Source organism: Actibacterium sp. D185-2, assembly GCF_054954595.1.
The window spans coordinates 1-8,349 of the sequence record NZ_JBPWNX010000035.1 but is presented as its reverse complement, the minus strand read 5'-3'; the positions used below and the strand labels follow the sequence as shown (position 1 = coordinate 8,349).

The window sequence follows — 8,349 nt, the reverse complement described above, 5'->3', positions numbered from 1 at the left end:
CTCAGGCCGCTCGCAGCCCTTCAGAAGTTCGTCCAGCAGTTCTTTGGAAATCGTCATCGTCCTTGCTCCTCTCAGGAAGCATGGACCAAACCGAAGTTACACAGAAGATCGGACACTCTCGTCCGAAATCTACACCGATGACGCTGCGCTCAAGATTGCAGGCACGTTGAGGCTTGAGAACCCAGCCGACATCACTTCGTTGCGCCTCCAACTCGCCGCCACAGCCGAATACCTTCTGTCTGTTTTCAGTTTCGCAGGTGGTGCCGCGACCCCGGCCCAAAAATACGCTTGGGCCGCAAAGATCGATACTACGTCCCGCCGCCTATTGGCAGAATTGGCTGAGTCCGACGACATGCTATCGTCGGTGGTTGTCCGCTCCGGGCGGAACAAGACCTCGCGCTTCGTTCCTGCGTCCGAAATGCGGCAAAGGGTGCATGAGGCAAGAAATGCCGTTTCGGCCCTTCTTGAATTGGTTCAGGCAGTTTCCGCTACGCCCAAAGAAGACGGAGTTGCGACGGCATATGCCGAAACAATTCAATTGACTGTTGATGGAATGACAGAGGTTTTCATCGCCTTCAGGGGGATCGAAAACGTGAAACGTTCTGCATCATCCGGCCATATCGATGGTGAATTTCCAGAGTTCATCCGAGCGTCAGCGCGCCCACTTCTGGCCGCCTATTTTTCCAAATCCTCGAAAGATTCGAAGCGGTTCGAAAACCTGAATAGACAGATACAAGCGGCTGTGGCTGCCTACCGCCTCTACGATTGAACAAAACGGCTTCAAATGGCCCCATCCCGTTCATAGTGCCGAAATGACACGCCCTGAGATCCATGCGACTGCTTTGTCAGGAACCGGTTCCCTTTAGTCAGAAAGGGAAAATCATGACAGACGACAAAGCAAGTAAGATGCTGGCAACGCGCGACGACTTGAAGCGCATGGGCATCACTTTGAGCAACACAACGTTATTGAGGCTTGAGGCGCGTGGGCGTTTCCCACGTCGCGTGCGCATTGGCGGCACCACCGTCGCATGGCTCATGTCAGAACTTAGCGAATGGCTTGCCGAGCGCGATGCCGAGCGCGCTCGCACGCATTACGCCGAATACTGACCCACGTTCACCCTAAAAAACATCGAAAGGAGTTTCCCGATGGAAACCATGCGTTCTACGCAGCCCTCAGTGCTGCTTTCCGAAACAGAGTTCAATGTGAAATCCGAAGGCTACGGATGGAGAAAGTCGATCCACAAGGGGTGGATTCAACACTATTTCCATCAGCACCCCGAACCTGAGGGCTGGCCTGTCGAAGCGGAAATCTTTCTGCAAAAAGTGGGCGACTGTTCACCGAGTAACCGAGTAAGGGTTTGTGCCGTATCACCCCATGGCGACATCGAGGAAGAGCATTTCCTAAACCCTGCTGAAGAACTGGCTATGGCAGATGTGCTGTTTGATTTGACGGCCTATTCTGACCATAACGTCATGTTCGACCCGGTGCCTTGGAAACGCGGCGTGCGTTCGAGCCGAACCCGATTGGGTTTCAGGACCATCGTAGGCGAACACCCGTTCGACTACTTCCCCAGCCCAACCATTTTTTGGGGTGTCGGCGTTTCGGCATTCCAGTTTCTTGCCCCGTTGCCTTTCGCGATGGAAGTTACAGCGATGGCAGAGATGCTGGATTGCGCGGGTCTGTCTCGCGCACATCGGCTCGACGTTTCCACAAGTGATCTGCTGTACGTGCCCGGATCGCAGATTCATCGACCCGGCCTTCCCCCATTCACTGCTGAAGTTTTGTTCGACGCCTTTTCGGAAGTCGAAGTCGAAGGCGGCGATTGGCTCTGGACAAAGTACTGAAACGAGGGGGGCCAGTCCCCCCTCTACTCCCTTAGAATTCACGAGGTGACCCATGCGACAACAATTTCGCGTGTCAAAACTGATGCGCTCTCAAAAGACCCTGACGGCAGCCAAGGCGCAGATAAAAGCAGGGCGGAAGGTCGTCCTGACATACGGCATTGGCAAAGACCGGCGCTGCTCGTGCAAACGGGAAGATTGCGCATCTCCGGGCAAGCACCCCTTGTCCAAGTTTTTTCCAAACGGCGTCCACAGTGCGACTGATGACATCGATCTAGTTCAGAAAGCTCTGCGCAGACATCCAGACGCAAATCTCGCAATATCTCTCGCCGGACTGACGTTGGTCGATGTCGATGGCAATGACGGGCGGGCACTCGTGGAGCATCTTGGGTTGGGCGCAACTGTCAAAGTGTTCACGGGGCGCGGCTACCACTTGTACTACCAAGGCGAATGCTCTGGTGGCGCGTTCAAAGGTGACGAGATTGACGTCCTGACCGGCGCGAACAGGATGGCGATGGTGCCGCCCAGCACCCATCCCTCGGGCAAGCAGTATCGGTATTCCACTCAGTCTCCCTCGCAAATGGCCTCCTTGCCAAACAACCTGAGCAAACTCAGACCTAAGCGAACACAGCATAGGCAAGAACAGTCGAAAACTGGGGCGACGGACCTCGTCATTAAGAGTGGAAAGCGCAACGATTTCTTCTTTCGTACGGCCTGCTTCTTGCGCCGAAGGTTCGATGACGAAGATGCGGTTGAGGCCATGCTGGAAGCTCTGAATGACGATTTCACAGAAGCACCTTTGTCGCCAAGGGAGTTGCGCTCGGTCATCCAAAGTAGCGGGAACTACGCCGAGGATACGGCGGCATTGTTTGGCCCACCAAAGACGACCGAACCTTTGCCGATGGAGTTCCTCTACTACCCATACATTCCACTTTTCGGGGTGACACTTCTCGCGGGCAATCCCGGTATGGGCAAGTCGCTGTTGGTGACCAAGCTGATCGCAGCGGTGACCTCAGGCGGCCCATGGCCGCTTACCGATGAATGTGCACCGAAGGGCAAAGTGCTCATGCTGTCGGCTGAGGATAATTGGCAGAGGGTGACATTGCCAAGATTGTTGGAGAACGGCGCGGACATCAGCCAAATCCGGGTCATGACACGGTTCAAGATTCTGTCGCCAGAGAACCTTGAAGCGATGGCACGCTACATTGAACAGGAGCGGCCCAAACTCGTCGTGATCGACACGTTGACCGCCTATATGGGCAGTGGGCGCGATATGAACCGGCAAAACGAAGTCGGCGAGTTTCTAGGGCGTCTGACGGAGATCGCCGAGGATGCCGGTTGCGCTGTGTTGGCCATTGGTCACTTGAACAAACAGTCGGCAGAACATCCTCTGTTTCGAATTGTTGGCTCAATCGGCTTTGCCGCCAGTATTCGGTCTGCACTTTTCTACGGCACGGACCCGACAGATCGGTCTCGCTTCGCCTTGGCGCACGGCAAGGCCAACGCCAGCGAACTCGGCAAGACGATCATTTTCGAGCGTTTCGGTGGCGGGCGCGACGGGACGCCGGTCCTGCAGCCAGTCGAGTTCTCAGACGCGAACGAGGCTGAGGTTTGCAGGGTCGAGACAAATTCGGTCGGTAGGCCTGCGTCAGCCACCGACGCTGCGCGAGAGTTCATACTCGAATTTCTTTCCGATCAGCCGGTAAGGTGGGAGAAGGTCGAAAGCGCCGTGACAAGCCGCAGCCTTGCATCTGTCGGCACTTTGAATGCGCTTCGGGCCGAGATGGCGAAAACCGGCGAGATCGTGCAGGTCGGCAAGGGAAAAAGCGCCCGTTGGAAACTTGGCAAATCCCGGCCCGATGAGTGATCGTTATAATAATTCGTGTACAATAATTTTTATATCGAATGAGAGGCGGGCTTCGGCCTGTCTTTCGCTTTTTCGGCAGGCGAGGACACGATTGGGCCGTTGAGCGGCTAGAGGCCAAAAATCTCGGAAGTATGCATGACCACTTGTCTGCCCGCGAGGTATACGCCGTTAAAAAAAACACCTCCCCCTACGCGGCGCGCCAGCACCTCATTGTGTGTCCGGCAGACCTATCTAGGGCGACACGAGGACTACGTATCAGTCTTTCGGGCGCGAGCCGAAGCTGAATTTGTGAACCTTTTCAAGCAGTCCGGATCGCCGCTGGGTTTCGTTGCTGCCCGCTGGGTTTCATACGGGTAGCAATCGAGGTGGTTGGTCATTCTTGCACCCAGCCTTTGCGGTGAAAGTGGCGCAACACGATGGATCGGTTGTAGAGCGGGAACCCAAGCCAGAGTCCGTTGGCCGTGAACAAGGACAACAGCGCCCACAGCCACATGCCCTTGAATACATAGTATAGCGGGCCAAAGATGAAGCACCAAAGCCGGTGCCAGGGTCCAAGTATGACCTTGGTCTCGCCGTTGAAGGCCCACGTCGCGCGTATCGTCATCGTCGATTTCCTCGCTGGTTGATTTCGATGCCACGCATAAGATCGGAGACCGCCGCCCGTCAGGGTAATTCCCGCGCGGCCTATGGAGACCACAGGGGTAGCCCTGCCGACGCACCGCAATTGCACAACTTTCGAGACGGTTCAGGCGCGCTGGCCTCGCAACGCCCCAGAGCAGGCGCTGGAGTGGTGATATGTGTTTGCGCCCGCTCCTTCGGCGAAAAATGCCGGATCGACCCTCTGCGGCCCGCTCCGCCGCTCTACGGGCACATTCCCATCGGGTTCCCCCTGTGGTCACCCTGCGCGGCGGCTAGCGTGCACCAGAGCCCTGTGGCGGGCGCGGGATGGGTGGGTCGTGTTCATCGGGGTCCGAGCGGGCTTTTTGCGTGGATCACGCCCTAGCGGCCACTTCCGTTGCGCTGGAAGCCAAGCCGACACACCCAGCCCCCCGACCATCCCGCGCGGATCAAGCACGCCTTAGCGCGGCGCACAGCGCGCCAGCCGGGTTTGCGACGGGATCACCACGCCCGAGGCACGCCACGGCGCTCCTGGCTCAATACAACGCCGCCGCGCGCGCGTTTCGCTCTCGATGCTCGGGGTTAGTTGCAGGTCATTCCGAGTTGCACACCGGCAGCTCACCATGCGCCTCGACATGCTCCCAGATCAGCCTTCGTTCGGCATAGGCGATGTAGGGGTGCAGGATTTCCGGCTTGGGGTCGATGCCATCGGGCAGGTGCACCGAAACGAAGAGGCCAGTCGTGTCGCCATCGAACACGCCGTGGAACGTCACGCCCCCGGCATGGCCTTTCCGCCCGGTGGTCGCTGACCTATGGAACGTCCGTATCCTGTGGCGTATCCCTTTAGCGCCCCATGTCCGACCGATGTAGACGGTATTGCCGGGTTCGCCAAGCGCGATCAGATACACGCCTGCACGGTCAGGCAGGCTTGCACGGTCGGTCCACGCGACGGGATGGGACAGCGCCAGTTCCAACAGACCCCGAACTGCGAGCGCCCTCGCGTTTGACTGGTGATCGGGGTGTTGGAAATCCGCTGCAACACGGACCCTGTGCCTTTAGCCGGGGCCTGTTGTATAACACAGGCACCCCGACCATAGGGTCAAAGGTGTTCAGCCGGTAGCCCGGCCTAGTTGCAGAGGGGTTTCCACGCCCCAACATGGCCGCGTCTGCCATGTCGAGATCAGTCATAGCAGCAGATTGAGAAAAGCTAAAGATGTTCTAGGGTTATCCCTGACACGCTCTGGCCGTGCGTCGTATCGATCTTCATCAGCAACTTAGGAGATCGACATGACTGATATCGTGACGCTCAAGGCCATCTGCGACGAACTCAAGATCGACCCGCGCGAGGCCCGAGAACGCCTGCGTGCCGCCGCCAGCGACGCCAAGGCAAACCCCGAACTGGCGAAGGCGAGGAAACCGCGCACCCCGTGGCAATGGGTGAAAGGATCAGCCGCCGAGAAAGAAGCGAGAAAGGCATTGGCGACCTAGCCAGCTCTATGCTTATCAATAGCTGGGCCGCCTAGTGCGGCCCTTTATTTTTTAGCGCAAGTACCGCATCTTCGGCGAGTGCGAAGAACTGATGGCGTTCCCCAACAAGAGAATGGTCGAAGCCGGGGGGATGTAGTGCAAAGAGTGTGTCGAGACATGGCAAACGGGCTACGGTTGCCTGAAATAAATCGAAATCTACTAAGGGGCAAAGCATTTGAAGATTGGTGGTCGCGACGACTTTGAAAACAGATACATGGGCAAGTTCAGAGCCTTAGCCGCCAACTATGGTGTTTTTGTAGAGTATGAACGCGACCGCGCTGGACGCGACATTGGGCTTCACCTCACACAACCAGACTCCAACCGAGATGGAAAGATAGTGACCCCCGCGCTGATCTGGTTCCAAATGAAAGGGATCATGGATGGCACTTTGAGCCGCGAAGAATATGACGCTGTTGAAGAAGTGGCTCTGGACTTGGAAGTCGCGCACTTGAGGTTTTGGTATCTAAATGTCCAACCGACATATCTTGCTCTGTATATCGAAAGCGTTGATCGTTTCTTGGCTATTGACTTGCAGAAGTGGGTAGGCGCCCATTTTGGCGCTGACATCCTAACTCTGGAACAGAAAACCGTCAGAGTGAAAGTTGCCAAGAAAAATGAACTCGACAACGAGTTTTTTCGTACCGTTTTGCACGGGAATCTTGTTCCAATCCTTAGGCAGTCCCTAAGAAATGAGAACGACAAGGAGATTGCTCGATTCTTGCGTGACTCATCTGTTGTGCAATGGTTGAGCAGGTGTCAGAAGCAGGGCATTCAAGCACGCCTGACCGTGGTTAAATGGATGTCCAAGATGAGGACCGAAGCTTATTTTGAAGCTCGCGAGCAGGACGGTGACTGGGAGTTGTTTCGTACTCACTGGCAATATTCAATGGGTGAACTGGCATTGGCGTTCCCCTATGTGAAATTTACACCTGAAACTAGGGCAGAAATGCTCCGCTACCCGGAAACGATAGAAGACTTCGACGGCAATGAATTCCAGATCTGGCATGAAAGCTTTATTGCGATTGAGACAGAGACGGGCATGGAAATTGACGACGATGAACTCGAAGGTGAGTGCCTGCTGGAATTGGGTGACGGAGAGTTTTCATATGGCGATATGGGCGGCGGAGAAATAGTTGAGCATCGGCTGGCACTGGAACTGAATGAGATCGGAGTGCGCTGGGCCGAAACGCTGGCAGTGCTTGTCAAGGCTGAAGTTTTGTCGGTGGACTCAGAGCCTCACATGGTTAGCGTTGCTCCGTGGCATGCGCGCGACGTGTAGACAGCAACGGATAATCGAAAACCAATAAACGGAATAGGTAACACAGGACTCATCAAGCTGATAAAAAAATCTTAAGACACTGTGACTTTTCACCGACCAAAACAGAGATGAAAACATGCATATTCACCGCCTCAAGGTTTCAGGCCTGCGCGGCATTCAGAACGCGGACATTACGCTTGGGAAACACTCTGTCCTTGTCGGTCCAAACAATAACGGCAAGACAACGATTGTTGAGGCTCTTGCCCTGCTGCTGGGAAGAGACCGATTGGTTCGGCGCTTGACCGAACATGACTTTTACCAAAGCAGACCAATCGAAACATCTCGTATCCTAATCATCGCAACCATCTCAGGCTTCCCAGAGAATGACCCACAGCATAGTCCCTCTTGGTTTGCCATGGGGCGCGGAGGTGTTGAGAAGTGGCTCAACCCAGCCACAGGAGACCTCGCCGCGTCGGCAGACGGAGAACACACAGATCTTAGTGTTCAAATTGCGTTTGCGGCTCGATATGATCTCCAAGAGCTTGAGGCCGAAACCGTAAGGTTCTTCGTGGATGATGAAGCAACCCTTGGTGATCCATTCCATGATGATACAAGCTACACTCAGATTTCGTCAAAGACGCTCCAAGAGCTTGGCTTCTTCATGGTCCCTGCGTCTAGAACGTGGGACAAATGGATTTCCTTCACATCAGAGCTTTTTCGTCGTCTTGTAGCGACATTGGGTGGCCTCCCTGCGACTGCGATACGCGATGCAAGGGAACGTCTTTGGGAACCGGAAGTAGGCCAGCGACTGGAAGAACAAGACGGGCTAACAACAATCGTGGAGCAGGCCAATGATGAACTTGGCAAGCTCATGCCATCATCACCAAGGCTTCGGCTTCGCATTACAGGTACAGACAGCAACTCTGTCCTCGAAAGTGTCGTACCCCATTTTGCACACGGAGATGGTCCAACTCTTCCTTCCGCGCGGCAGGGAACTGGTTTGACTTCTTTGCAAAGTCTTTTGTTGCTGATGCAGTTCGGAAAGGCCAGAGCAGATGCGAATAAGTCATTCGTCCTCGCGGTAGAGGAGCCTGAGCTGCACATTCAACCTTCTCAGAGAGTGTCCGATCTTCTGTGTAACTTCGGTTTGGTCCATGCTTCCTGAGAGGAGCAAGGACGATGACGATTTCCAAAGAACTGCTGGACGAACTTCTGAAGGGCTGCGAGCGGCCTGAGG

Annotated in this window: 9 protein-coding genes; 7 read left to right on the top strand and 2 right to left on the bottom strand. The window is 55.4% G+C overall.

Translation table 11 applies throughout. From position 1 onward, the window contains the following. The 4 genes from ACSR1C_RS20065 to ACSR1C_RS20050 all read left to right on the top strand — a co-directional run. Nucleotides 1-769, top strand: a 769-nt coding sequence (locus ACSR1C_RS20065; protein WP_460260797.1) for a hypothetical protein, incomplete at its 5' end; no start/stop codon positions are given. Between the two features lie 113 nt (nucleotides 770-882). Continuing rightward, nucleotides 883-1,107: a helix-turn-helix transcriptional regulator gene (locus tag ACSR1C_RS20060; protein WP_460260796.1), complete on the top strand. Its 225-nt coding sequence runs from the start codon at nucleotides 883-885 to the stop codon at nucleotides 1,105-1,107. A gap of 39 nt (nucleotides 1,108-1,146) precedes the next feature. After that, nucleotides 1,147-1,845: a hypothetical protein gene (locus ACSR1C_RS20055; RefSeq protein WP_460260795.1), complete on the top strand. Its 699-nt coding sequence runs from the start codon at nucleotides 1,147-1,149 to the stop codon at nucleotides 1,843-1,845. A 52-nt stretch (nucleotides 1,846-1,897) separates the two neighbouring features. Next, nucleotides 1,898-3,709: an AAA family ATPase gene (locus tag ACSR1C_RS20050; protein ID WP_460260794.1), complete on the top strand. Its 1,812-nt coding sequence runs from the start codon at nucleotides 1,898-1,900 to the stop codon at nucleotides 3,707-3,709. A 373-nt stretch (nucleotides 3,710-4,082) separates the two neighbouring features. On the opposite strand, the gene ACSR1C_RS20045 is transcribed toward ACSR1C_RS20050, so the two are convergent. Together ACSR1C_RS20045 and ACSR1C_RS20040 are read right to left on the bottom strand one after the other, a co-directional pair. Continuing rightward, nucleotides 4,083-4,313: a hypothetical protein gene (locus tag ACSR1C_RS20045; RefSeq protein ID WP_460260793.1), complete on the bottom strand. Its 231-nt coding sequence runs from the start codon at nucleotides 4,311-4,313 to the stop codon at nucleotides 4,083-4,085. Between the two features lie 607 nt (nucleotides 4,314-4,920). Further along, entirely contained in the window at nucleotides 4,921-5,301 is a 381-nt protein-coding gene (locus ACSR1C_RS20040; protein WP_460260792.1) for a GIY-YIG nuclease family protein, read from the bottom strand. 313 nt (nucleotides 5,302-5,614) lie between these two features. Here ACSR1C_RS20040 and ACSR1C_RS20035 point away from each other — a divergent pair, with 313 nt between their 5' ends. From ACSR1C_RS20035 to ACSR1C_RS20025, 3 genes are all read left to right on the top strand, one after another. Continuing rightward, the gene (locus ACSR1C_RS20035; RefSeq protein WP_234184855.1) at nucleotides 5,615-5,815 is read left to right on the top strand and encodes a hypothetical protein; all 201 of its coding nucleotides are present in this window, start codon (nucleotides 5,615-5,617) and stop codon (nucleotides 5,813-5,815) included. A gap of 214 nt (nucleotides 5,816-6,029) precedes the next feature. After that, nucleotides 6,030-7,133: a DUF4365 domain-containing protein gene (locus ACSR1C_RS20030; RefSeq protein WP_460260791.1), complete on the top strand. Its 1,104-nt coding sequence runs from the start codon at nucleotides 6,030-6,032 to the stop codon at nucleotides 7,131-7,133. Between the two features lie 115 nt (nucleotides 7,134-7,248). Continuing rightward, nucleotides 7,249-8,277 carry an AAA family ATPase gene (locus ACSR1C_RS20025; RefSeq protein ID WP_460260790.1) on the top strand — a complete coding sequence of 343 codons (1,029 nt, stop codon included), beginning with the start codon at nucleotides 7,249-7,251 and terminating at the stop codon, nucleotides 8,275-8,277. The last annotated feature ends 72 nt before the right edge of the window (nucleotides 8,278-8,349 follow it).